Below are 21,462 nucleotides of genomic sequence, written 5' to 3' on the forward strand. Positions count from 1 at the left end.
TCCGCGGACTCGGCCGCATCGGCGCACACACCGGTGGGGCCCCTGTCCGTGACAGGGGCCCCACGGGTCGCGCTATGTCAGGGCTGGCGGGGGTGGGTGCCGGTGGTGGGAACGGTGCGGTTGTCCTTGCGGCGAGCCAGGCCGGTCAAACCGGCGAGGCCGAGGAGGCCCAGCAAGCCCCACAGGCCGGTCTTGTCACTGCTGTCGTCATCAACGTGGGTGTCCTGGGCCAGCGGTGATGGCGAAGGGATGGGGGCTGCTTCGGCTACCCCTACCCCGCCGAGCGTGAGGGTCAAAGCGGTCAATGGGATCGCGATGGTCTTGCGCATCTTGCATCACTCCCTTTCTCTCGATGACTCACGGGCGGTACCCGGTGTGCGGGATCGGAAACAATGCGGGATCCGACAGTTCCCGGCCCACTGGCTCCCGGTCTGCCCGGACCCCCGACGGTCACCTTCCCGGGGCGCACGCGGTCGACTTCACCGGACTCGCGCGAAATATCGGACCGGCATTCGAGGCGACGGCAATGCTCCCCCGTCACATGGAGGCCGCTGCCGATCGGGGATCGAAACGTCATCGTGGGGTACGCGACCGCGCCTGTCGGCGGGGCGATCGGCCGAATATCGACTTCACGCGGTTCAGCAACGGGGCGAAGGGGCGTGGATCGACGTCGCGCAGTGCCTCGGTGAGCAGTCGGATGGGTTCGGAGCACGAGTCGTAACGGGTGCCGGGCTTCTTGGCGAGCGACCGGTGCAGGATCGCGTCAACCTCACGCGGAATCCAGTGATGGCGTTCGGAGATGTCGGGGGGTGCGTCGTGCAGGTGGGCCTCCGCGGTGGCCATGAGGTTCGGGTTTGGGAACGGCGGGAGGCCGGTGAGCAGTTCGACGGCCGCGCAGGCCAGCGAGTACTGATCGGTCGCCGGGGACACCGTGCCCGCCCGCAGCAGTTCCGGCGCGGCATACGGCACCGACGCCACGATGAAACCATCAGTGGCCAATGGTGGTTCGGGCCGGTTCAACCACCGGGCCTGATCGAAGTCCGAGATCTTCACCGTCGCCGGGTCGTCGGCGCCGAGCAACACATTCGCCGGTTTCACGTCGAGATGCAGGACATGGTTGGCGTGCGCGAAATCCAGCCCTGCCGCCATATGGGTCAGCATGTGCAGTACCCGGGGCAGGTTCGGGTGCTGGTGGGGCATGCGCACCAATGCCGCCCCCGTCGTGCCTGCCACGTACTCGCGCGCCGACCACAGTCTTCCGTCGCATTCGCCGTGGGCGTACATCCGCACGATGTCGGGGTGCCGCAAGGCGGAGAGGATCTCGAATTCGTGCACGAATCGCGCACGCGCCACGGCTGACCGACTGTCGTCCGGACCCAAGATCTTCAGTGACACCGGCCGCGACCGTGCGGGGTCCTCGGCCAGGTACACCTCGCTGCTGCCGCCGTGCCCCAACCGGGCCCGCACGACGAATCCCGCGAACTGTTCACCTGACTCGAGTGCCACCGCCTCACCATAGTGTGGTGGCGCCGGTCGCATCCCCAGCTCTGCCCAGCTGTGGAATGCTGCCGATTCGGCCAGTCGAACCGTCACGCCGAACCCAGCGGACGAGCCGAGGGAATCCGGTGTACCGCAGGTCGCGATTATGGCGTCTTGCCCGGCCCTCCCGACGAAAGCGGACCTACAGAAATTACAACAGGGTGTCATCGGGCTGCCCGTTCAAGCGGATGCCGGGGAACCGATCGAGTGCGCTCGCGCGATGACCTGGCTCAAGCCGTATCCATTGACGATCGGTATGCCATAGCGGTCTTCGAACTCCGTTTTCAATTCGATCCCGGCCGGCGCCGCGCAGCAGATGGCGAACCGGACGGACGAGATCGTTCTCGGAATCCGTCCGGGCAGCTCGGACAGCGCTGCGTACAGGCTGGGCACCGCAGAGAAGTAGGTGGGTCGGGTGCGCTCGATTCGTTCCAGGAACGTTCTCGGGTCTACGGCACCCCCCACAGTGGCGCGCCCCCCAGCGACCAGCGGTGACAAGGCTCCCACCAAGATGCCGCTCATCTGCCACATAGGCATGATCGACAGGCTGTGCTCGGTGTCGGTCAAGGCGAAGACCTCGATCACCAGCCGGCACATGGCCTCGAGGTGCCGGTGGTCGAGCACGGTGCGTTTGCTGCCTCCGCCGTATGTGATCAGCGCCGGTGCCTCCGGGCTGGGCGGCGCTGCTTCGGTGGCGCCGGGTTCTGCGACGCAGAGTTCTCGGACCGAGGTGACAGTTCGAACCGACAGGGTATCCGCCAGTGAGCGCTGCGCGATGAGGATCTCGGCACCCGCCTCCGCGATCCGCCGACTGGTCTCCGAGTCGGTCAGCAACGGGTCGACCAGGCTGGCCGTGGCACCCGAACGCCAGGTGGCGAACAGCGACACCAACAGCTCGATGCTGTCAGGCAGCATGATGGCGACAACATCGCCGGTCGTGACGCGCGCGGCGCGCAAGCCCGCCGCGGCACGCCGCACGGCGGCCAGAAATCCGGCGTTGTCGAGTTGGTTGCTGTCATCGGCAAGCGCGGGAGCGTACGGCGCGGCGACGGCGCGACGGTCCGGGACGGTAGAAAGCGTCATGCGACATCCTCCAGCAACGGTGTAGGGGGAATACTGACCACGGTAGGAACCACTGCGCGGGTCGGCACCGTCGCGAATCGATCAAATTCTTCGCCTGCTTTGTCGCCACGAGACAGTATCGGGCTCGCATGCGGCGTGCCCGCTCCACGACGAGGTAACTACTATCGAATGGTGACGGGTTCTCGTCGCAACGGTGATATCGAGCCCGACCGTATCGTCGCAAGAATCGCCGCCCGCATGACCGAGCGGGTGGCGGACATCAGCGCGAGCATCTACCGCGGACTCGGGGACGATATACCCGAACTGGGTGCCGATGTTCCCACCATCGAACTGCTCCGGGCCAGCGTGCAGGGCAACGTCGACACACTACTGCACGCGTTGCGCCACGACATTTCGGTGTCACGGATATACCTGCCTTCGGCAGCGATCGAATACACCAGGCGGTTGGCTCAGCACGGCGTCCCGCTCAATACCCTGGTTCGGGCCTATCACCTCGGCCAGCGGCGGGCAACCGAACTGATATTCGCCGAAATACAGGCTGCCGATATATCGCCTGCGGATCGCTTTCTCGTCGGACGCGCGATCAGCACCAGGCTGTTCCAGTACCTCGACCACATCATCCAGCAGGTCGTCGCCGCCTACGAAGAAGAGCGCGAGCAGTGGTTGGAAACTCGCAACAGTGTGCGCGCGTTGCGCGTGCGCGAGCTACTGGCGGGCAAGAAGGGCGTCGACATCGACCGCACGATCGACCAGATTCGCTATCCGCTGCGTTGGCACCATCTGGCACTCATCGTCTGGTACCCCGACACCGGGTCCTACGGTGACAGACTGCCCGAGCTGCAACGATTCGTCCGTGAATCGGCCGAGACAGCGCGAACCGCCGCGAGCGCCCTGTTCGTCGCCGACGATCAGATGAGCGGCTGGGCGTGGCTGCCCTACCGTTCGGCGCAACCCGACGCGGTCGACAGAGTCCGGGGTTTCGCGGCCACACAGTCGGATGCGCCATGGGTGGCGATCGGAACAATGGCGCCTGGTTTGGCAGGGTTCCGCCGGTCTCATCACCTTGCTTTGAACGCCCGCGCGGTCGCGCTGGCCCGGGCGGATGTCGAACAGCGCATCACCGCGGCCGGTGACTCCGGATTGTCGGTCGCTGCTCTACTCGGTGGCAGAATCGCGGAGGTCTGGGAATGGGTCGGCGAGGTGCTCGGCGACCTGGCCTCCGCCGACGAGAACGACGCACGGCTGCGCGAGACGCTCCAAGTATTCCTGCGCGCCGGTTCGAGTTACACAGCCGCAGCGGCAGAACTCGACCTGCACTACAACTCGGTGAAATATCGAGTGGGACGGGCATTGTCGCGGCGCGGCAAACCGATCGCCGACGACAGACTCGACATCGAACTGGCTCTTCTGATCTGCCAGTGGTACGGACCACCGCGGCGCCGCCACGAGAACGGCTGATCCAGCGTAGGCGCTGTCCGGCGCGGCAGTGACGAGCGCTCCGGCCGACGGCCCCACCTGCGGGGTTCGGATCAGCTCGTGAGGCCCACGAAGAACTCTTCCACCTCGTTCCGGAAGCCGTCGAAGTAGGACGGGACGCCCGGCCACAGTTGCCGGCAGTCCTGTTCCAACTCGATGAGGTAGTCGTACACCTGGTTCCAGAGCCCGGGTGCGAACTCGAGGTAGCTTTCCATCGCGTTCACGATGGTGACACGGCTGTCGGGATATTCGTCGCCGAGGTCGCGCAACCTCGTCGTCAGATCATCCGTGGTCGCGTGGAACCGCGTCTTGTCGTCCGCGATTTGCCGAGCGATCAGGTCTGCGAAATCCGCTCTGCTCATCCGGCCACTCGCGCACCTATCGGCGGCGGGAGCGAGTCTCTGTTCGTTGTCGAGGAGTTGATCTCGCATGGGCGCGCGTCCGAAGTCGTCGAAGACATCCCGGACCGGCTGCGGTAGTCGATCCAGCCGCGCCGGTTCAAGGTGATCGGGTAGCGGGTAGGCGGGCAGCGCACCGTGGCCGGCCGCGATGGATTCTGTTGCCGCTCTGCTATGGGCACGGATGGCGTCGAGGAGGCTCCTGAACTCTTCTGGCGACAGCAGACCGGACGCGGTGGGTGTTGCCATTGCTCTCCCCTCTCCGGATGGCTCTTCGGTGGGCACAGGGCAGTGTATGAAGCGCCCAGCAGAATCGGATTCACCTCTGACGGGTGAATCACTGCGCAGAAGCGACGCTGCGCGACAGGTGGCCCGGCGGGTTTCGTCCACGTCGTTCCCACCGGCCCCGAACTACGATCGTGCGCGTGACGGCACCGAGACTTCGAGCATTCGATGCGAGCGGACGGACGCTGGATGATCCGAGCGACATCGAAGCGCACGACCTCGTCGCGAGCCTGAACGCCCGCTGGACGTACGCGACAGTGGAAAGGCTCGATCGCGAGCCCGCAGGCCAGTTCTACTTCCAGATTCATCTCGATTACGGCGGTGACCAGGATGCGGACGCCGACGAGGAACCCCGCGACGATTACGACGTCGACTTCCGCGATGGTGGCCCGGACAAGCACCACTGCGCCCGGATCACCGGCTTGTACGGTTTCGCCGGAATGGATCTCGTGCACAGGGTCTATCGCGCATGGCGCGCGGAAGATCCCGCGCTGCCCGAGCTGTTGTCGTGGAAATTGCTGGAGCAGTGCATGGGAAGGACAGGCTCCGCGGCATAGCGGAGCCTGATCCGCCCCTCGGCGAGCGATATTCCGCCGACCGGTTCGCGGCAGGTCAGCGACGGAACAACCGTCGGATGGATCGAGTGACACGGGAGAGTACTCGCGGTTGCGCAGCGGTTGGTTCGACTGTCTCCCGAGCCGACGCCGCCTGGGCGAATCGCGCATGTAGTTGTTCCCGGACCTGGTCGGGCGTGTAGGCGCGGCGGCGGCGCTCGGCGCGCACCACCACGACACCGGTGGCGACCACACCGGCCGCACCCGCCAATCCCACTGCCTTCCACCACCTCATACCGCATAGGCTACGACCATGACGGGTACGGGCATCAGTCTCGACCGAGCGGTCGAGGTCACCCGAACAGGTGACATTTGGCTTTTCCGTGGCCATTCGACAGTGGACCGGGTGATCCGGATGACGACGAACAGCCCGGTCAACCATGTCGGGATGTCCGTCGTGATCGACGATCTACCCGCACTGATCTGGCACGCGGAACTCGGGCGGTCGCTTCCGGACATGTGGTCGGGATCCGCGCACCGTGGCGTCCAGTTGCACAACTTGCGCGACGCGGTGCTGGTGTGGGCACACCGCTACGGACAGCAGGCCTGGTTGCGCCAGTTGAACCCTCCTGCCACCCAGGAGATGGAGGACAGCGTGTTGCGCACCATCGCCCGGCTCGACGGCACCCCGTTCCCCTCCACCGCCGGTCTGGCGGGACGCTGGCTGCGCGGCCGCACACGCCTTCCCCGCCGCAAGCCGAGCCGGTCGGCCGCCCGGGGGTTGGAGAACGCCTACTGCGCCGAAATCGTCGCTGCGACATACCAGGCGATGGGCTTGCTCCCCCAACGCCGTAACCCGGACTGGTACGACCCGGGCCGGTTCTGGAGCGGAGACCGTCTGCGGCTGTCCGGAGACTACGACCTGAGTGGCGAAATAGCCGTTCGGATACCGGCTCGGACGACTTCCTGACCACTCCCGGTCCGTCAATCTGGACTGAGAACTCCAGCCACATCCGGATCCATGCCTCGTCCGGAAACGAATCTCGACGGAGAAGTTCATGTCCGGTCGACGAAATCGGCAACGATGGGGCAGAGTTCGGCGCTCCGACGCGGCACCCGCGATCCGATATCCGGCGCGGCCCATTATCGATGCCTTGCTCCACGCCATGATCACGCGCCGCAGGGCTCCCCCACCACCGACGCGAGCCTCGTGCACATCTGGTCTCTCACCGGCACCGTCGAGGACGACGCCGGAAACGCGGCGGGTTTCGCGGAATTCTCGCCGCGCGACGTCATCACGACCGCGGGCTCGCCGATCCTGGACATCGCCGGACCGATGATGGCCGGTATAGATCGAGCAACGGCTGCTGCGATGATCGCCTGATCCCTGCGGTCCGAGCAGGAGATCGACCCTTGGTCGGCATCGGACTCTTCGGCCGGGTCATCGATCGCTACCGGCGCGCACCGGATGTCATGTCGACTCGCGAATTCTCTTCGAGCACTGTTGATTACATGTACGGCGCGCTAGCATCTCTTCGGCAGTTCTGGAAGAGATGTCACTCGGCGGAGGTGCGATGCCACTCGGGCGCTGGAAGTCCGCGACCCACCCGAAGATCGATGACGTATCGATCGACGACGTCCTGCACGCGCTCGCCGATCCGACCCGACGGCGTATCGTGCGCGCGCTCCTGGACGGGGGCGATCGCCCCTGCGGCACCTTCGGTCTCGGCATTGCGCCCTCTACGCTCAGTCACCACTTCAAGGCGCTTCGCAATGCCGGGATCATCCGCCAGTTCGATCAGGGTCGCCAGCGCATGAACACGCTGCGGCTCGATGAGCTGGATACTCGATTCCCCGGCCTGGTCGCCTCGGTCCTCGCGCACGCCGAGCCGAGTCGCCCGGCCTCGCCGATGGATGCCGACCTGTCGGGAAGTGCGCCATGACGCTGATCAACGTCGCCCGAGCCTGCGCCATCCCGGTCAGCCTGTGGTTACCGGCAACGCTCATCCTCGATCCCGGCTACCGCGCGAACAATATCTTCGCCGCCCCTGATTTCGGCTTCTCCCTCGTTCTGCTGATCGCCGCGTTCCTCCCTCGGCGCACCGCGCTGCCCTCCCTCATGGCCGGGTACTTCTTCGGCTCCGGCGTCATCACCATCGCCGCACTCGACCGCTTCTACCGCAGCGAATCCGTCCGAGGAATCGTCGATTCGATCATCGCCGCGACCTACCTGTCCGTCGCGCTGCTGCTCTTCCACCGGATCGGACGCACCGGGACAGACGCCGCGGAACGGTGGAAGATCGCCACAGCCGACCGCTCTCACCGAGTTCGAATGAAAAACGGCGATTCCGGTTTGGTGTTTTCGACCCCGGGTAGCCGCTCCGAGACCGCATAGGACGTGCGCAGCGGCGATGGCTTCGCTCCCTCTGCGAATAGCACCTGCGCCCTGCGCACCACAGGGAACGGCACTTCACGCGCGTCCAGGACCGGAGAGCGAGAGGAGGCCCCGTGCACTACATCGATGAGACCAAACATTTGCTGAGCGATCTCGTGGGGCGAGTAATCGAGTCGGCGAGCAGCCACTCGAGCAGCCAAACCGTGACCATCGCCCGTCCACGAGCCGAGGTCGAGCGATTCTGGCGCGACCCGGAGAACCTGTCGGAGGTCCTGGGCGAGGTCGCCGAGGTCCGAGCGACCGAACCGTCGACCTACGAGTGGACGTTGCACTCGGGCGCCGACGGACGCGCCACCTGGAAGACCACGCTGCTCGAGGAGGACGGGCACCTCCGGTTCGTCGGCTCGACCGACGAGGACACCCCTTCCGCGCAGGGACTGGAGCTGGAAATCAGCTTCCGTGACGCGCCGCGGGATCTCGGTACCGAAGTGACGATGCGAGCGCGGACCCCGCTACCCGACCTGCTGACCGGCGCGGGGATGTTCACCGCTCTCTACCGAGCCCGCGCTCGGCTGCAGACCGGCGAAATGCCCACCCTGGCCCACAACCCGAGCGCTCGCTCCACGGCTCGGTGAACAGGAGTTGACATGCATGCGCTCTGTTGGAACGGCGTCGACGACCTCGCCGTGGAAACCGTGCCCGACCCCGTCCTGGTCAACCCGCACGATGTCATCGTGCAGGTCCGCCTGACCGCCACCTGTGGTTCCGACCTGCACTTCATCGACGGATATCTGCCGGGAATGCGGGAAGGCGACGTCTTCGGACACGAGTTCATGGGTGAGGTGGTCGAAATCGGAGCCGAAGTCACCTCGACGAAGGTGGGCGACCGCGTCGTCGTCCCGTCCTTCATCGGGTGCACATCGTGCTGGTACTGCGACCACGAACTATACGCCCTCTGCGACACCACCAACCCGAACGGCGCACTCCAACAGCCGATTCTGGGCTACCCGAGCGGCGGGATCTACGGCTACACCCACCCCTTCGGCGGCTATCAGGGCTCTCACGCGCAATATATCCGCGTTCCTTTCGGCGACGTCAACTGCTTTCCGATCCCGGAGGGCATCACCGATGAGCAGGCGCTCTTCCTGTCCGATGCCGTGCCGACCGGTCTGATGGGCGCGGAATTCTGTGACATCCAGCCGGGCGACACCGTCGCGGTGTGGGGCAGCGGCGGCGTCGGATTGATGGCGGGACACAGCGCCCGTCTGCTCGGAGCCGACCGGGTCTTCGTCATCGATCGTTTTCCCGAGCGATTGAGCGTGGCGAGCGAGCAGTTCGGCGCCGAGACGATCGACTACACCGCCGTCGACAGCGTCCAGGAGACTTTGCGCGAGAGCACCGGCGGCCGCGGCCCGGACGCCTGCATCGATGCCGTCGGGATGGAAGGACACGGCACGGGACTGCAGCAGTTCTACGACCGGGCCAAACAGTTGCTCCGGCTGGAATCCGACCGCGCGACACCGCTGCGCGAAGCGATTCTCGCGTGCCGGAAAGGTGGCGTCGTCTCAGTGCTCGGCATCTACGGTCTGACGGACAAGTTTCCGATGGGCGTCGTGACGAACAAGGGCCTCACCATCCGGACCGCACAGCAGAACGGCCAGCGATACGTGCCCCGGATGTTCGATTACATCCAGCAAGGCGACCTCGACCCCTCCTACCTGATCACTCATGACATGCCGCTGGAAGACGCGGTGTACGGCTACGACGTCTTCAAGAACAAGAAGGAAGGCTGCATCCGATCCGTCTTCCGGCCTTGACGCCCGTCGCACCGGGACGGGCGGAGCCGGCGGGTAACCGCGTCGAGCCTGTGGAGCGCTTCGCCGCGTCGATCGCGGACGTCGCCTGCGCGAGTTCGGCGGTCCCCGGCGTTGTTCTGGCGTCGATCACGTCATGGTGGAGCCGAAAACCCGCTACCGTCCGAGCTGGGTGACGGGTGCCCACCCCCTGAGGACGCCCCACCCACCCGGGGGGTGGGCACCCTCCACCCCCCGGGGCCCCAAAGGGGGCTTGTGGGTCACGCGAGACGAATCGGTCTCGCGTGCGGTCAAGCAGGCACCCCGGACAGTCCCCACGCTTCGACCGGGTCACGGGAATACCAGTGACCGGTCCATTCCCGGCCCGACTCGAAGGCGTCATAGAACTCCTCGTCGTCGGGCAACTCCGGGCCGTGCGCGTAGACGACACCGGGACGGTCGCGGTGAAAGCGGCGGGCGCGCTCGGCCGCGCGAGCGGAGCGCTCGGCGAGATAGGCGCGCTGGGTGATCAGCCACTCCTCGCTCGTGTAGGCGTCCGGACCGCCGTAGTCGAGCGGATAGTGCATCTGGTACTCCAACCGGGCCAGCTGCTCGCCGGCGTGCTCGTACAGCCATACGATCCATCCCGGAACCTCCGGCTGCGCAGCCAGCGCCCGCGCAGCGAATCCACTACGCGCCGTCGCGCTTTCCGGATCACACTCCGCCGCGGCCGTGACCTGGGCAACAGACCCGGAGTCCAGGCGACCGCGCTCTCGGTCTTTTCGATGCCTACCTCCCATAGCCGATAACTCTAAGTCTTCGCACCGCCCCAGACGAGGGTTTGCTCGAAGTTGGCCCGCGACCCGCTCGACTCGATGCCCGGCCGGGCTGCCTGCGCTTACGTGAGGAACGAAGGCCTGCCCGGGATTTCGCTCTTCGCAAACCGGGCGGGGCCGGTCATGGCATCGCGGAACGGGTGTTCGCCCCACGGACTGGATGGCCTAGACCGAGCTGGATTCTCATGAGCCGTAGTCGGTTCGGATTCGACATCCGGATGGGCATCGAGCAACCGATCGAACAGCAGACCATTTCCCCGCCGTGCCGTCGATCGGGTGATTGCGCCGCTGCGTCCGGCGCCTCTGGAAAGCGATTAACAGAACCGGCATTCCGCTCACGCGGAGCTGCGGGCGAGGGCGTGGCCGCGCTCATGACTTTTCCGCCTCCGGCATCGATGCGATCGTCGCGCCTGCCGACAGCAGTCTCTCTGCCAGCACGCGACACCGCTTCCCGAGTTCCGGAGGGTCGAGCACTTCGAAGTCGTGCCCCAGCAGAAGCACGTGCATGAGTACCGTGTCGAGTCTGTCCGCGCCACTGAGCACCTCGCAGCGATCAGCGCCGCTCCGCCGTACGACGGCGGCCGCGGCCGGAATCTGCGCACGTACCGTGTCGGCCGAGGCGTACACGAGGAAGCGCGCCTGGTGCGGGTAGACCCGGCTCGCCACACCCTCCTGCACGTACGTCGCCGCGTCGGGTGCCGCGCGCGGGCGGAAACGCCAGGTCCGGGCGGACACATCGACCATCCGATCGACACGGAAGCTGCGCCAGTCATCGCGATCGATGTCGTAGGCGAGTAGGTACCAGCGTCGATCAGAAGCGACCAGGCGGTAGGGTTCGGCCCGCCGCCGTCGCACCCCGCTACCCGACGGGTAGTCGAAACCGACCTCGACCTCGTCACGGCAGGCTCTGGCCAGCGCCATCAGTGCCGCGGAGTCGACCGGCGTGCGACCACCCCCGAAAGACTCCACCGAGCCGGAGAGCGCGCGCACTTCGTGCCGCAACCGCGCGGGCAGCACGCGATCGAGCTTGGCCAGCGCCCGGAGTGCGGCGTCGCCCGCGCCGACCACAGCGCCTCCCGCACCGGCCAGTAGCGAAACCGCGGTGACGATCGCCTCCTCGTCGTCGAAAAGCAGCGGGGGCAAGTCCTGTCCCGCGGCAAGCCGATAACCGCCGCCGACGCCCTGGTCGGCATGCACCGGATAACCGAGCGCGCGCAGCCGCTCGACATCGCGCCGTACCGTGCGGGTGGTGACGCCGAGCCGGTCGGCGAGCTCGGGGCCGGTCCACACCTGGCGTTGCTGCAGCAGCCCAAGCAACGTGAGGACACGCTCGGTGGTGCCGCGCTCGTCACCGCTTGCCACGCGCATGTCGCTCAGCTTGCCAGAAATAGCGGACCGATACTGTCCGCCAGAGGTGTCAGGGTGGTCGTATGGATGCAGATGAATTCGACTGGAATCGCAGGCTGCGCGAGCAATGGGAATTCCACTGGAACCATCAGCTGCGAGGCCGCCTCGACGGCCTCACCGACGACGAGTACTTCTGGTCGCCGGTGCCGGACGCCTGGAGCGTGCGACCGCGCGGCAACTCGACGGCGCCCATGCAGGCCGGCGCCGGTGATTTCACGATCGACTTCGCCTTTCCCGAACCCGTCCCCCCGCCCTTCACCACGATCGCCTGGCGCCTGGGTCACGTCATCGTCGGGGTGCTCGCAGCGCGCAACGCGGCTCACTTCGGCGGGCCTGCTGCATCGTATGAGACGTGGGAATACGCGGGCGACGCGGCCACCGCGCTCGATCAGCTCGAGACGCAGCTCGAGGCGTGGCTGGCCGGGGTGCGCGGGCTCGGCGAGCCCGGGCTGCGGGTCCCGATCGGCGCGACAGAGCCCTTCCCCGAACTGCCCATGGCCGATCTGGTGTTGCACATCCACCGTGAGCTGATCCACCACCTGTCCGAGGTCTGCCTGCTGCGCGACCTCTACCTGCACACTCGGCATTCCTAGGAGGAAAACACACGGTGGTGCGGGGCCGAACTCTTCGGCGTACGGCACCGCACCCGCATCCGGGCCGATGAAGTGGGAACAGATCGAAGGGACGTTCGATACCGTATTGCGGCGCGCGCGGTCGGTGAACGATCGTGACCGCGCGGCGCTATTCTCGGCGAAGGATGGCAAATTGCATCGGATGCAGCTTCCATATGATCAGCCGCAAATCGAAACGGTCACTCGACAATAGGGATCGAAATGCTCTCCGCGGCATTGCCCCTGCCATGAGGTGATGGTTCAGCGCGACACCGCACGACACGAGCCAGGGCCGCGGCGTCGAGCCCAGCACGCCGAGGCCCCTGGGGGTGCCCAGACGGCTCCGGAAACAGACTCTTGACTCGTTCCAGAAAAGGGACGAGACTTCCGTGCATGCCAACGGCCTCGGAGTTCCAGCAGATGCTGCGGGGGGTCTCGCTGCGTGTGACCCGTCCCCGGGTCGCGGTGCTGAGCGCGGTGCACGACCACCCGAACGCCGACACGGAGTCGATCATCCGCGCTGTTCGATCCGATCTGCCAGAGGTGTCCCATCAGACGGTGTACGACTCGTTGAACGCGCTCACCGCGACCGGCCTGGTTCGGCGTATTCAGCCGTCCGGGTCGGTCGCACGTTACGAGTCGCGAGTCGGCGACAATCACCACCACGTCGTCTGCAGGGCGTGCGGGGTGATCGCCGATGTCGACTGCGCCATCGGCGATGCCCCGTGTTTGACCGCATCCGATGACAGCGGGTTCTCGATCGACGAGGCCGAGGTCATCTACTGGGGCCTGTGTCCCGCTTGTGTGGAAACACAGGCTTCCCGATCACCTTCGTGATCGCAGCCCACATCACTCATTCAGGAAGGAATGCTGTGTCATCCGATAGCCGCCCGCCCAATCCTGACACCGAAACTCGCAGCGCGAGCGAGAGCGAGAACCCGGCGATCCCGTCCCCCACTGCGAAGACGGATCATCGCCCCCGCAGCAACAAGGACTGGTGGCCGGAGCAGATCGATGTCTCGGTGCTGCACGCCCATTCGTCCAAGTCCAACCCGCTGGGTGAGGACTTCGACTACCCCGAAGAGTTCAAGAAACTCGATGTCGACGCCCTCAAGGCCGACGTCACGGCTGTTCTGACCAATTCACAGGACTGGTGGCCTGCGGACTACGGCCACTACGGCGGTCTGTTCATCCGGCTGAGCTGGCACGCGGCGGGCACCTACCGCATTGCCGACGGTCGCGGCGGCGGCGGGCAGGGCGCCCAGCGCTTCGCACCACTCAACAGCTGGCCGGACAACGCCAACCTGGACAAGGCGCGCCGACTGCTGTGGCCGGTCAAGCAGAAGTACGGCAACAAGATCTCGTGGGCCGACCTGCTGGTGTTCGCCGGCAACGTGGCCCTGGAGTCGATGGGCTTCAAGACTTTCGGCTTCGGCTTCGGCCGCCCCGACATCTGGGAGCCGGAAGAGGTCTTCTGGGGTCCGGAGGACACCTGGCTCGGCGACGAGCGCTACAGCGGTGACCGTGAACTGACGGGTCCACTCGGCGCCGTGCAGATGGGCTTGATCTATGTGAATCCGGAAGGGCCCAACGGTCAGCCGGATCCGGTGGCCGCCGCGCGGGACATCCGCGAGACGTTCGGCCGCATGGCGATGAACGACGAGGAGACCGCCGCGCTGATCATCGGCGGTCACAGCTTCGGCAAGACCCACGGCGCCGGGGACGCGAGCCTGGTCGGCGCCGAACCGGAAGCCGCCCCGATCGAGCAGCAGGGCTTGGGGTGGAAGAGCGCCTACGGCACGGGCAAGGGTAAAGACGCCATCACCAGCGGCCTGGAGGTCGTCTGGACGTCCACCCCGACCAAGTGGGGCAACGGCTTCCTGCAGAACCTGTACGGCTACGAGTGGGAGCTGACCAAGAGCCCCGCCGGAGCATGGCAGTGGAAGCCGAAGGACGGCGCAGGCGAGGGCGCCATCCCGGATCCGTTCGGCGGGCCCGCGCGTACTCCGACCATGCTGACCACCGACCTGGCGCTGCGGGAAGATCCGATCTACAGGGAGATCACCCGTCGCTGGCTGGATCACCCCGAGGAGCTGGCCGAGGCGTTCGCCAAGGCGTGGTACAAGCTGCTGCACCGCGACATGGGCCCGATCAGCCGCTACCTCGGCCCGTGGGTTCCCGAGCCGCAGCTGTGGCAGGATCCCGTTCCCGCCGTCGATCACGAGCTGATCGACGAACAGGACATCGCGGCCCTGAAGAGCAGGGTCCTCGAGTCCGGCCTGTCGGTCGCGCAGCTGGTCAAGACGGCCTGGGCGTCGGCGGCCAGCTTCCGCAGCACCGACAAGCGCGGTGGCGCCAACGGTGCTCGGATCCGGCTGGAGCCGCAGAAGAACTGGGCGGTCAACGAGCCCGACGAGCTGGCCAAGGTGCTGCCGGTGCTCGAGCAGATCCAGCAGGACTTCAACAGCTCGGCTTCCGGCGGCAAGAAGGTCTCCCTCGCCGACCTCATCATCCTGGCCGGATCCGCGGCGGTCGAGAAGGCCGCCAAGGACGCCGGGCAGGACATCACGGTGCCGTTCGCGCCCGGCCGGACGGACGCGACCCAGGAGAACACCGATGTCGAGTCGTTCGCGGTGCTCGAGCCGCGGGCCGACGGGTTCCGCAACTATGTGCGGCCCGGCGAGAAGGCTCCGCTGGAGCGCCTGCTGCTCGACCGCGCGTACATGCTGGACGTGACCGCTCCGGAGTTGACGGTGCTCATCGGCGGCTTGCGCGCCTTGGGCGCCAACTACGGCGGCACCACGCACGGTGTGTTCACCGACCGGCCGGGTGTGTTGACGAACGACTTCTTCGTCAACCTCCTCGACCAGAACACGGAGTGGAAGGCGTCCGAGTCGGCGGAGAACGTCTACGAGGGTTTCGACCGGTCCTCCGGCGAAGCCAAGTGGACCGCCACCGCCAACGACCTCGTCTTCGGGTCGCACTCGGTGTTGCGTGCCGTGGCCGAGGTGTACGCGCAGGCCGACGCCGGGGCGAAGTTCGTGAACGACTTCGTCGCCGCGTGGGTGAAGGTGGTCGACAACGACCGGTTCGACCTTGCCTGAGCTTTCGACCTTGCCTGAGCTATAGGTGAACTCCAGGCCGGCCCTTCGGGGCCGGCCTGGCTGCTTTTACCGACAGGCCGGAGCGACGCTGGGCACGCCCCGGGAGAACAGTCCTCGCCGGGCGGACCTGCGTAGCAGTCCTAGACGGGGGACTTCGTGGCCGTGTCGTCGGGGCGGTGGCCGGTGGTCATGTAAAGGGTGCGGCGGCCGACCTCGACCGCATGGTCTGCGAAGCGCTCGTAGTAGCGGCCGAGCAGGGTGACATCGACCGCCGCGGTGGTGCCGTTGTCCCATCCCTCGGCGAGAACCGCTGCGAACAGGTCTCGGTGCAGCTCGTCCATGGTGTCGTCGCGGACATCGAGGTCCGCGGCATCGACGGGATCGGCCGTGGTCAGCACGCCGACCGCGGCATCCGCGAGGTCGACGGCCGTCTCACCCATGTGCCTCATCAGGTTTCGCACCGCTGCGGGGACCGCGCCGCCCGGATGGCGGCGTCTGGCGGCGCGGGCGATGTGTTCGGTCAGCGTGCTCATCCGGGTCAGGTCATCGATCAGCTGCAGCGCGGTCACCACCTGCCGCAGTTCTCCCGCGACAGGGGCTTCGAGCGCCAGCAGCGTGACCGCGGCGTGCTCGGTGTCCTCACGCATCGCGACGGTTTCGGCGCAGTAGTCGATCGTCCGTTCGGCCAGCTCCAGATCGGCGCCGAGGAGCGCGTCGGTGGCCATCGCGATGGCCTCGCGGTTGCGCACGCACATCACCCGCAGTTGGTCGGCCAACTGCTCGAGGTGATCGTGGTAGCGGGTGCGCACCCCTCCATCATCGCGCAGTTCTGCCCTGGTAACCCACTTTTCGGTAAGCCGTGACGGGGGTGATGTCCACCGGGCAGTCGGTGTCACGCTCGCCGCCTTCTTTTCCACGAGGAGGTGTGTCATGCCGCCCAGCCTGGGCGGGATGTCGCGAACGGATACGTCGATCCGGGGCGCCCGTCCGGCGGACTGACCGTGAGGTTCGGTTCGGTGTGGATCGCAAAGTCTATGTATGGCGGCGGAGCGCGTATCCGACCGCGGTAGCGCCTGCGACGAGCACCGGGACGAGTAGCAGCGCTCGCGGCAAATCGGCGACCTCGGCGGCGAAGCCGATCGCCGGCGGCGCCAGCAGGATCCCGCCGTAGCCGAGGGTGGTCGCGACCGCAACGCCATTCGAGCCGCCCCGAGCCCCCGCCGCCGCGACCGCGAGCGGAAAGAGGTTGGCAAGCCCCAGCCCGGCGATGCCGAGACCCGCGAGCGCGAGCCACGGCCAGGACGTGAGCGCGGCGACAGTCGTCCCGAAACACGCTGCCAGACCGCCGGTCAGCAGGACACACCCTGGCCCGGCCGCGGCGATCAGCGCGCCCCCCGCCAACCGGCCAACTGTCATGGCGCCCTGAACGAGCCCGTACCCCGCCGCCGCCAGTCCCTCGGTCACCCCCAGATCCGCGCGCAGATGCAGCGGCACCCAATTGTCCAGGCCGCCTTGGGCGAAGGCCGCACATAACCCGACTACACCGAACATCGCGACGATCCAGGCCGGGCGATCCCCCGCTGCCGAGCCGGATGGCGACGACGGCGCGCGGGGAACGGGGTCAGCGCTCAATACCCACCCGGCCGCCGAGGCCAGCACGACGCCCAGCGGAGCCACCGACAGCAGGTGCCCGGCAGGCGAGAGGTGTGCGGCGAGCACCGCACCGACCGCGGCCCCGGCCAGGCTGCCCAGACTGTTGGCCGCGTGCAGCGCAGGCATCAGCGGGCGTTCCAGCGCGGCGACCAGGTCGACAGCTACCGTGTTGACGGCGACGTCGAGCGCTCCGAAGGCCACGCCGAAGACGGCCAACGCCAGAGCGAGGAGCGGCACGGACGTCGCCAGTGGCGGCAGTACCACCGTCGCCGACAGCATCGTCGCCGCCACGGCCGCCACCCGGGCGGCGCCCCAGCGTCGACAGATCACCCCACCGGCCGACATCGTCGCCACCGCTGTGACCGACATGGTCAGAAGAGCCAAACCGAGCTCGCCTGGTGCGGCGTGCAGGCGGTGCGCTACAGCGGGAATGCGCACCGCCCATCCCGCGAAGACGAACCCTCCGAGGGCGAACAAGACCGCCACCGCGGCCCTGGCATGCCGCAGCGGCGCGGAGCCCGCCCGCCGAGTGAGCACAGCCGATTTGTTACCAGTCATAGTCTTAGACGGTAAGCATTTCGACCTTTACCGGTCAACAGTTACACTGGTAAACATGTCGGGGACGAGCAACGCTCCCGGTCGCCTCGAGCAGGTCCGGACATTCCTGAATACCTGGCGGCTACCGCACGAGACCCGAACGCCCGCAGACGATCTCCCTTCGCTGATCACGCGGGCCGCGGACTGGCGCATCGCCCTGCCGGACATTCCGCTCCCGCGCACGCACGATCTGGACGAGTTGCTCGCGCTGCGCACCGACCTCCGCGCGGCACTCGGTCAGCCGTCCCCGGCCGGCCTGCGCGAATGGTTCGAACGGCACCCGGTGAACGTGACCGTCGAGGACGAAGCGCAACCCTTGCGCTACCGCCCCTGCGACCACGGCGCGGCGGCGACCATCATGGCGATGGTCGCCGCCGCACTCGCGGAGCATCAGTGGGCCCGGCTGAAATCGTGCCCCGACTGCCGCAACGTCTTCTACGACCACAGCCGCAACCGCAGCCGCACCTGGTGCTCTATGTATGCCGAAACGCCCGACGGGCGCGCCTGCGGCAGCATCTCGAAAGTGCGCGCGTATCGAAAACGTCAGCGCGGCGACTGATCACCGGTTCCCGCTGCCCCATACCCGGCCGTTATCGGGACGGGAAAGCGTCAGGGGTGACCATGGTCCCGTCAGTGCGGGCACGAGTCCTCTGACCCCTTCCGGCCGAAGCGAGGAGTCTCGCAGTATCGGCCGAGGCCTGCGGCTGCCGCAGGCACGGTCAACCGTGATTCACCTGGGAAAGGGACCCCCATGAGCTACCATCGCGACCCCCTCGCACCAGCGATACACACCGCGCACGAGTGGCTGCGCACTGTCACCGAAGGACTCGCCACCGACGACCGGGCATTCGCACACCGCGCGCTACGCGCCTGGCTGCACACCGTACGTGACCGCATCGGCGTGAACGCGGCCGCGCACCTGAGCGCCCAACTACCCGAACTCCTCCGCGGGATCTTCTACGAGGGCTGGGTTCCCGCCCGTGTCCCCGTGCCGCACGACGTGCCGTCATTCCTCGGTCAGTTCGCCCAGGAAGCAGGCGTCTCCCGCGAGGAGGCCTCCGCACTGGCCGGCGCGGTGACCGACGCGCTGGCCGACCTTTTCTCTCCTGGGCAACTCGATCACGTGTTCGCGTTGTTGCCGGAAGATCTGCGGGCCGTACTGCGCGGAACCGACCGCACCGGCGCCTTGCCGGAGGCCACCCCAGCCACGCGTCCGGAACCGTCTCGTCTCGACGCATTGGACAACCGGCTACGGGCACTCACCGACGCGGTCGCCGTTCTGGCCCGCAGCCTCGAAGAAATCTCCGGTAGCGAACCCCAAGACCCCGCTCAGGCATCCGCCGCCCAGCAAGCTCACCGGATCCTGATCGCCGAAGGACTCACCAGCGCCGATGCACCGACGCGCTGACCCGATCGTGTCCGTACGCCCGGCGTGGAGCGTCGGTCCGGCAGGCTGACACACTCCGCGACAATTCACGCGGCCGCCCGAGCAGCGGCCATGTTCTGATGCCGGTTCGCCGGGAAGAGGACTTCGGTCGGTACCGAGCGTGCCGACGCGTAGTGTCGACCACGCAACTCCTCCCCCGGATTGGACACCACCATGATCACGGTGTTTCTGGTCGACGACCATGAAATAGTCCGCCGCGGCCTCGCCGACCTGCTCTCCGACGACCCGGAGCTGTCCGTCATCGGCGAAGCCGGCGACGTCGCCCAGGCTCTCGCCCGCATCCCCGCGCTCCGACCGGACGTCGCCGTCCTCGACGTGCGCCTACCCGACGGCAACGGCATCGAACTGTGCCGCGACCTGCTGTCGAAACTCGACGATCTGCGCTGCCTCATCCTCACGTCGTTCACCGACGAACAGGCCATGCTGGACGCCATCCTCGCCGGAGCCAGCGGCTATGTCGTCAAGGACATCAAGGGCATGGAACTCGCCAAAGCCATCAAAGAAGTCGGCGCGGGCCGCTCACTGCTCGACAACCGCGCCGCCGCCGCCCTGATGCAGCGGCTGCGAGCCAATACCCACCACGACGGTCCCCTGGCCGGACTCACCGATCAAGAACGCAAACTTCTCGACCTCCTCGGTGAAGGATTGACCAACCGGCAAATCGCTCAGCGCATGTTCCTCGCGGAGAAAACGGTGAAGAACTACGTATCCCGCCTGCTCGCCAAACTAGGCCTGGAACGGCGAACCCAGGCAGCCGTCTACGCCTCGAAACTCCGGTCGCGGCCGTCCGGATCCACCGTCGATCTGTGATTGTCGGCTAGCGCTCGAGAAGTCGCCGCCTCACCTGAGCGACTCCCCGGCAGCGGGGACTCGTAGCCGACCACAACATCAGCCCCGCGTCGGCGCCCTGTGTCCGCACCCCCACCGATGCATGCTGGTGTAGATCCGCACGGGTATCGGTGCTGCGGGGCCGCACCGACATACCGGCACCGACGCACCACCTGATGTCGATGAAGGCCCGCCCTCTGAAGGGTTCGTTGTGGATTGAGCGGGCCTGCCATCACCGTGGTGTCGTCTGGATGACGGGTGCGTCGGAGGTCGTGCCCATGGCTTTACTTGCCGCGCAGCGCTGCTGGACGGTGGCCGTCCTCATGCGAAGCCCCAGGCGAGGAGAAGCGCCCGAGACCGCGCAGATGAACGTTCTGCCTTGCGTGTGCCTGAAACCTCGGTGCACACATGTCTTTCGGCGAGTCGGGTGTAACAGGTGCTGCGCCGATTTCGAATACCCGAGTGGGTGCGACTGTTTCGGTCACCTCCGGTGGCCGGCGCCCGCCTCGGATACGCGCGCTGCCGCCGAACCAAGCACACGATTTCCCCCTGCCGGCGGCAGCGCCACCGGCCCCGCCTGCAACACCGGCGAGGCCGGTTCGCCGAACACGCCATCGACGTCCGCGCCGATACCGCCACCGTCAGCCAGGAGTACGCGCACGCCGCGGTGCGGCTGCTGGCGATGCAGGCTCCGGTGGCCGGGAAACTGCAGTAATCACCTGAACAACAACCAACCGTGCAGCAGGTGCCTCGAAGCGTGTTCGTGATCACTTTGCCGTCTGCTGAGAGTCCGCGATCCCGGTGAGGATGCGGCGCAATCCGTACGAGAACTGTTCGGCAGGGCTCAGGTCAGCGGATTCGGTCATGCGCGAAACCCGGGGATATGCGCCGCTCTCGATGACCTTGCGCATGTAGGGGGCGACGGCGGCGCGCCACTGCTCCTCGGTCTGACCGGTGCGCCGCTGGGTCTCTTTCTCGGCGAGTTCGCGCATGACCGCGCCGCGAACGTAATCCCTGATCAGCCCGACGGCCGAGGCCGCGTCGGCGATGTCGGCGGTCAGCGGCCCGGCTGCGGTGAGGGCGTGTTCCAGACCGCGTAGCCAGTTGGGGCCGAGCGATGGCCGGGTGGCCAGCAGCGGGGCGAGCCAGGTGTGCCGCAGCCACAGCTCGCGCTCGTGGTGGGCGTACGCCTCGAGGTCGGCGCGCCAGTCTCCCGTCAGCGGCACATGGTCGCCCTGTACCGCATCGGCCATGAGGTCGAGCAGGTCGTCGCGGCTGTCCACGTAGCGGTAGAGCGAGGTTGTGCCGGTCGACAACTCGGCGGCGACGCGGCGCATCGACAGCGCGTCGAGCCCCTCGGCATCGGCAATGGCGACGGACGCGTCCACGATGCGCTCCACAGTCAGGGCCTGCCTTTTCGGCCGATACGGCTCACGCTCCCAAATAAGCGACATGG

Annotated in this window: 25 protein-coding genes; 15 read left to right on the forward strand and 10 right to left on the reverse strand. The window is 66.9% G+C overall.

All coding sequences use genetic code 11. From position 1 onward, the window contains the following. Window positions 1–77: 77 nt before the first annotated feature. The 3 genes from GVY39_RS29530 to GVY39_RS29540 all read right to left on the reverse strand — a co-directional run bounded on the left by GVY39_RS29530 (window position 78) and on the right by GVY39_RS29540 (window position 2,622). Complete coding sequence (locus GVY39_RS29530) at window positions 78–329, reverse strand: WGxxGxxG family protein (protein ID WP_159930195.1); 252 nt, start codon at window positions 327–329, stop codon at window positions 78–80. A gap of 244 nt (window positions 330–573) precedes the next feature. After that, window positions 574–1,506, reverse strand: a complete 933-nt coding sequence (locus GVY39_RS29535; RefSeq protein WP_159930196.1) for a serine/threonine-protein kinase — start codon at window positions 1,504–1,506, stop codon at window positions 574–576. A gap of 213 nt (window positions 1,507–1,719) precedes the next feature. After that, entirely contained in the window at window positions 1,720–2,622 is a 903-nt protein-coding gene (locus GVY39_RS29540; RefSeq protein WP_159930197.1) for an AMP-binding protein, read from the reverse strand. Window positions 2,623–2,793: 171 nt separating this feature from the next. On the opposite strand from GVY39_RS29540, the gene GVY39_RS29545 reads away from it, so the two are divergent. Further along, window positions 2,794–4,080 carry a CdaR family transcriptional regulator gene (locus GVY39_RS29545; RefSeq protein WP_236565742.1) on the forward strand — a complete coding sequence of 429 codons (1,287 nt, stop codon included), beginning with the start codon at window positions 2,794–2,796 and terminating at the stop codon, window positions 4,078–4,080. Between the two features lie 71 nt (window positions 4,081–4,151). On the opposite strand, the gene GVY39_RS29550 is transcribed toward GVY39_RS29545, so the two are convergent. Next, entirely contained in the window at window positions 4,152–4,745 is a 594-nt protein-coding gene (locus GVY39_RS29550; RefSeq protein ID WP_159930199.1) for a hypothetical protein, read from the reverse strand. A gap of 176 nt (window positions 4,746–4,921) precedes the next feature. Between GVY39_RS29550 and GVY39_RS29555 the strand changes: the two genes are divergently transcribed. Next, on the forward strand, window positions 4,922–5,338 hold the full coding sequence (locus GVY39_RS29555; protein ID WP_159930200.1) for a hypothetical protein: 417 nt from the start codon (window positions 4,922–4,924) through the stop codon (window positions 5,336–5,338). Window positions 5,339–5,393: 55 nt separating this feature from the next. Here the strand turns inward: GVY39_RS29555 and GVY39_RS29560 are convergent, their stop codons facing one another. Beyond that, window positions 5,394–5,630: a hypothetical protein gene (locus GVY39_RS29560; RefSeq protein ID WP_159930201.1), complete on the reverse strand. Its 237-nt coding sequence runs from the start codon at window positions 5,628–5,630 to the stop codon at window positions 5,394–5,396. Window positions 5,631–5,648: 18 nt separating this feature from the next. On the opposite strand from GVY39_RS29560, the gene GVY39_RS29565 reads away from it, so the two are divergent. The 6 genes from GVY39_RS29565 (at window position 5,649) to GVY39_RS29590 (ending at window position 9,547) form a co-directional block, all read left to right on the forward strand. After that, a complete protein-coding gene (locus GVY39_RS29565; protein WP_159930202.1) occupies window positions 5,649–6,305 on the forward strand; it encodes a hypothetical protein in 657 nt (218 codons plus the stop codon). Window positions 6,306–6,419: 114 nt separating this feature from the next. Beyond that, on the forward strand, window positions 6,420–6,719 hold the full coding sequence (locus GVY39_RS29570) for a hypothetical protein (RefSeq protein WP_159930203.1): 300 nt from the start codon (window positions 6,420–6,422) through the stop codon (window positions 6,717–6,719). 190 nt (window positions 6,720–6,909) lie between these two features. Further along, window positions 6,910–7,278 carry a helix-turn-helix transcriptional regulator gene (locus tag GVY39_RS29575; RefSeq protein WP_159930204.1) on the forward strand — a complete coding sequence of 123 codons (369 nt, stop codon included), beginning with the start codon at window positions 6,910–6,912 and terminating at the stop codon, window positions 7,276–7,278. Further along, complete coding sequence (locus GVY39_RS29580; protein WP_159930205.1) at window positions 7,275–7,730, forward strand: hypothetical protein; 456 nt, start codon at window positions 7,275–7,277, stop codon at window positions 7,728–7,730. The genes GVY39_RS29575 and GVY39_RS29580 overlap by 4 nt, the downstream gene beginning before the upstream one ends. 113 nt (window positions 7,731–7,843) lie before the next feature. Beyond that, window positions 7,844–8,365: an SRPBCC family protein gene (locus GVY39_RS29585; RefSeq protein WP_159930206.1), complete on the forward strand. Its 522-nt coding sequence runs from the start codon at window positions 7,844–7,846 to the stop codon at window positions 8,363–8,365. Between the two features lie 12 nt (window positions 8,366–8,377). After that, window positions 8,378–9,547 (forward strand): zinc-dependent alcohol dehydrogenase, encoded by a 1,170-nt coding sequence (locus tag GVY39_RS29590; protein WP_159930207.1) that lies wholly within the window; start codon window positions 8,378–8,380, stop codon window positions 9,545–9,547. Between the two features lie 287 nt (window positions 9,548–9,834). On the opposite strand, the gene GVY39_RS29595 is transcribed toward GVY39_RS29590, so the two are convergent. Together GVY39_RS29595 and GVY39_RS29600 are read right to left on the reverse strand one after the other, a co-directional pair. Beyond that, window positions 9,835–10,323, reverse strand: a complete 489-nt coding sequence (locus GVY39_RS29595; RefSeq protein WP_159930208.1) for a hypothetical protein — start codon at window positions 10,321–10,323, stop codon at window positions 9,835–9,837. A gap of 405 nt (window positions 10,324–10,728) precedes the next feature. Further along, entirely contained in the window at window positions 10,729–11,727 is a 999-nt protein-coding gene (locus GVY39_RS29600) for a YafY family protein (protein ID WP_159930209.1), read from the reverse strand. Window positions 11,728–11,789: 62 nt separating this feature from the next. Between GVY39_RS29600 and GVY39_RS29605 the strand changes: the two genes are divergently transcribed. The 3 genes from GVY39_RS29605 to katG all read left to right on the forward strand — a co-directional run bounded on the left by GVY39_RS29605 (window position 11,790) and on the right by katG (window position 15,481). Beyond that, window positions 11,790–12,359 carry a DinB family protein gene (locus tag GVY39_RS29605; protein ID WP_159930210.1) on the forward strand — a complete coding sequence of 190 codons (570 nt, stop codon included), beginning with the start codon at window positions 11,790–11,792 and terminating at the stop codon, window positions 12,357–12,359. 411 nt (window positions 12,360–12,770) lie between these two features. Then, entirely contained in the window at window positions 12,771–13,214 is a 444-nt protein-coding gene (locus GVY39_RS29610) for a Fur family transcriptional regulator (RefSeq protein WP_159930211.1), read from the forward strand. Window positions 13,215–13,249: 35 nt separating this feature from the next. Beyond that, window positions 13,250–15,481, forward strand: a complete 2,232-nt coding sequence (gene katG / locus GVY39_RS29615) for a catalase/peroxidase HPI (protein ID WP_159930212.1) — start codon at window positions 13,250–13,252, stop codon at window positions 15,479–15,481. Between the two features lie 140 nt (window positions 15,482–15,621). Here the strand turns inward: katG and GVY39_RS29620 are convergent, their stop codons facing one another. Both GVY39_RS29620 and GVY39_RS29625 read right to left on the reverse strand, forming a co-directional pair. Beyond that, window positions 15,622–16,413, reverse strand: a complete 792-nt coding sequence (locus tag GVY39_RS29620; RefSeq protein ID WP_236565743.1) for a PhoU domain-containing protein — start codon at window positions 16,411–16,413, stop codon at window positions 15,622–15,624. 100 nt (window positions 16,414–16,513) lie between these two features. Further along, window positions 16,514–17,692 (reverse strand): MFS transporter, encoded by a 1,179-nt coding sequence (locus GVY39_RS29625; RefSeq protein ID WP_159930213.1) that lies wholly within the window; start codon window positions 17,690–17,692, stop codon window positions 16,514–16,516. 55 nt (window positions 17,693–17,747) lie between these two features. On the opposite strand from GVY39_RS29625, the gene GVY39_RS29630 reads away from it, so the two are divergent. The 4 genes from GVY39_RS29630 (at window position 17,748) to GVY39_RS29645 (ending at window position 20,721) form a co-directional block, all read left to right on the forward strand. Then, window positions 17,748–18,290: a CGNR zinc finger domain-containing protein gene (locus GVY39_RS29630; protein ID WP_159930214.1), complete on the forward strand. Its 543-nt coding sequence runs from the start codon at window positions 17,748–17,750 to the stop codon at window positions 18,288–18,290. A 192-nt stretch (window positions 18,291–18,482) separates the two neighbouring features. Further along, the gene (locus tag GVY39_RS29635; protein WP_159930215.1) at window positions 18,483–19,139 is read left to right on the forward strand and encodes a DUF2267 domain-containing protein; all 657 of its coding nucleotides are present in this window, start codon (window positions 18,483–18,485) and stop codon (window positions 19,137–19,139) included. A 192-nt stretch (window positions 19,140–19,331) separates the two neighbouring features. Further along, entirely contained in the window at window positions 19,332–19,988 is a 657-nt protein-coding gene (locus GVY39_RS29640) for a response regulator transcription factor (RefSeq protein WP_159930216.1), read from the forward strand. Window positions 19,989–20,496: 508 nt separating this feature from the next. Further along, window positions 20,497–20,721: a hypothetical protein gene (locus GVY39_RS29645; RefSeq protein ID WP_159930217.1), complete on the forward strand. Its 225-nt coding sequence runs from the start codon at window positions 20,497–20,499 to the stop codon at window positions 20,719–20,721. A gap of 52 nt (window positions 20,722–20,773) precedes the next feature. On the opposite strand, the gene GVY39_RS29650 is transcribed toward GVY39_RS29645, so the two are convergent. Then, entirely contained in the window at window positions 20,774–21,460 is a 687-nt protein-coding gene (locus GVY39_RS29650) for a TetR/AcrR family transcriptional regulator (protein WP_159930218.1), read from the reverse strand. Window positions 21,461–21,462: the final 2 nt, after the last annotated feature.

The sequence above is a fragment of the Nocardia sp. CY15 genome (assembly GCF_009829295.1).
Classification (GTDB): domain Bacteria; phylum Actinomycetota; class Actinomycetes; order Mycobacteriales; family Mycobacteriaceae; genus Nocardia; species Nocardia sputi.

Bases quoted from the DNA above. Each gene is read 5' to 3' on its own strand.
- GVY39_RS29530 (WP_159930195.1), bottom strand. From the start codon at position 329: ATGCGCAAGACCATCGCGATCCCATTGACCGCTTTGACCCTCACGCTC.
- GVY39_RS29540 (WP_159930197.1), bottom strand. From the start codon at position 2,622: ATGACGCTTTCTACCGTCCCGGACCGTCGCGCCGTCGCCGCGCCGTAC.
- GVY39_RS29550 (WP_159930199.1), bottom strand. From the start codon at position 4,745: ATGGCAACACCCACCGCGTCCGGTCTGCTGTCGCCAGAAGAGTTCAGG.
- GVY39_RS29560 (WP_159930201.1), bottom strand. From the start codon at position 5,630: ATGAGGTGGTGGAAGGCAGTGGGATTGGCGGGTGCGGCCGGTGTGGTC.
- GVY39_RS29565 (WP_159930202.1), top strand. From the start codon at position 5,649: ATGACGGGTACGGGCATCAGTCTCGACCGAGCGGTCGAGGTCACCCGA.
- GVY39_RS29570 (WP_159930203.1), top strand. From the start codon at position 6,420: ATGGGGCAGAGTTCGGCGCTCCGACGCGGCACCCGCGATCCGATATCC.
- GVY39_RS29575 (WP_159930204.1), top strand. From the start codon at position 6,910: ATGCCACTCGGGCGCTGGAAGTCCGCGACCCACCCGAAGATCGATGAC.
- GVY39_RS29580 (WP_159930205.1), top strand. From the start codon at position 7,275: ATGACGCTGATCAACGTCGCCCGAGCCTGCGCCATCCCGGTCAGCCTG.
- GVY39_RS29590 (WP_159930207.1), top strand. From the start codon at position 8,378: ATGCATGCGCTCTGTTGGAACGGCGTCGACGACCTCGCCGTGGAAACC.
- GVY39_RS29595 (WP_159930208.1), bottom strand. From the start codon at position 10,323: ATGGGAGGTAGGCATCGAAAAGACCGAGAGCGCGGTCGCCTGGACTCC.
- GVY39_RS29600 (WP_159930209.1), bottom strand. From the start codon at position 11,727: ATGCGCGTGGCAAGCGGTGACGAGCGCGGCACCACCGAGCGTGTCCTC.
- GVY39_RS29605 (WP_159930210.1), top strand. From the start codon at position 11,790: ATGGATGCAGATGAATTCGACTGGAATCGCAGGCTGCGCGAGCAATGG.
- GVY39_RS29610 (WP_159930211.1), top strand. From the start codon at position 12,771: ATGCCAACGGCCTCGGAGTTCCAGCAGATGCTGCGGGGGGTCTCGCTG.
- GVY39_RS29620 (WP_236565743.1), bottom strand. From the start codon at position 16,413: ATGACACACCTCCTCGTGGAAAAGAAGGCGGCGAGCGTGACACCGACT.
- GVY39_RS29625 (WP_159930213.1), bottom strand. From the start codon at position 17,692: ATGACTGGTAACAAATCGGCTGTGCTCACTCGGCGGGCGGGCTCCGCG.
- GVY39_RS29630 (WP_159930214.1), top strand. From the start codon at position 17,748: ATGTCGGGGACGAGCAACGCTCCCGGTCGCCTCGAGCAGGTCCGGACA.
- GVY39_RS29635 (WP_159930215.1), top strand. From the start codon at position 18,483: ATGAGCTACCATCGCGACCCCCTCGCACCAGCGATACACACCGCGCAC.
- GVY39_RS29640 (WP_159930216.1), top strand. From the start codon at position 19,332: ATGATCACGGTGTTTCTGGTCGACGACCATGAAATAGTCCGCCGCGGC.
- GVY39_RS29650 (WP_159930218.1), bottom strand. From the start codon at position 21,460: ATGTCGCTTATTTGGGAGCGTGAGCCGTATCGGCCGAAAAGGCAGGCC.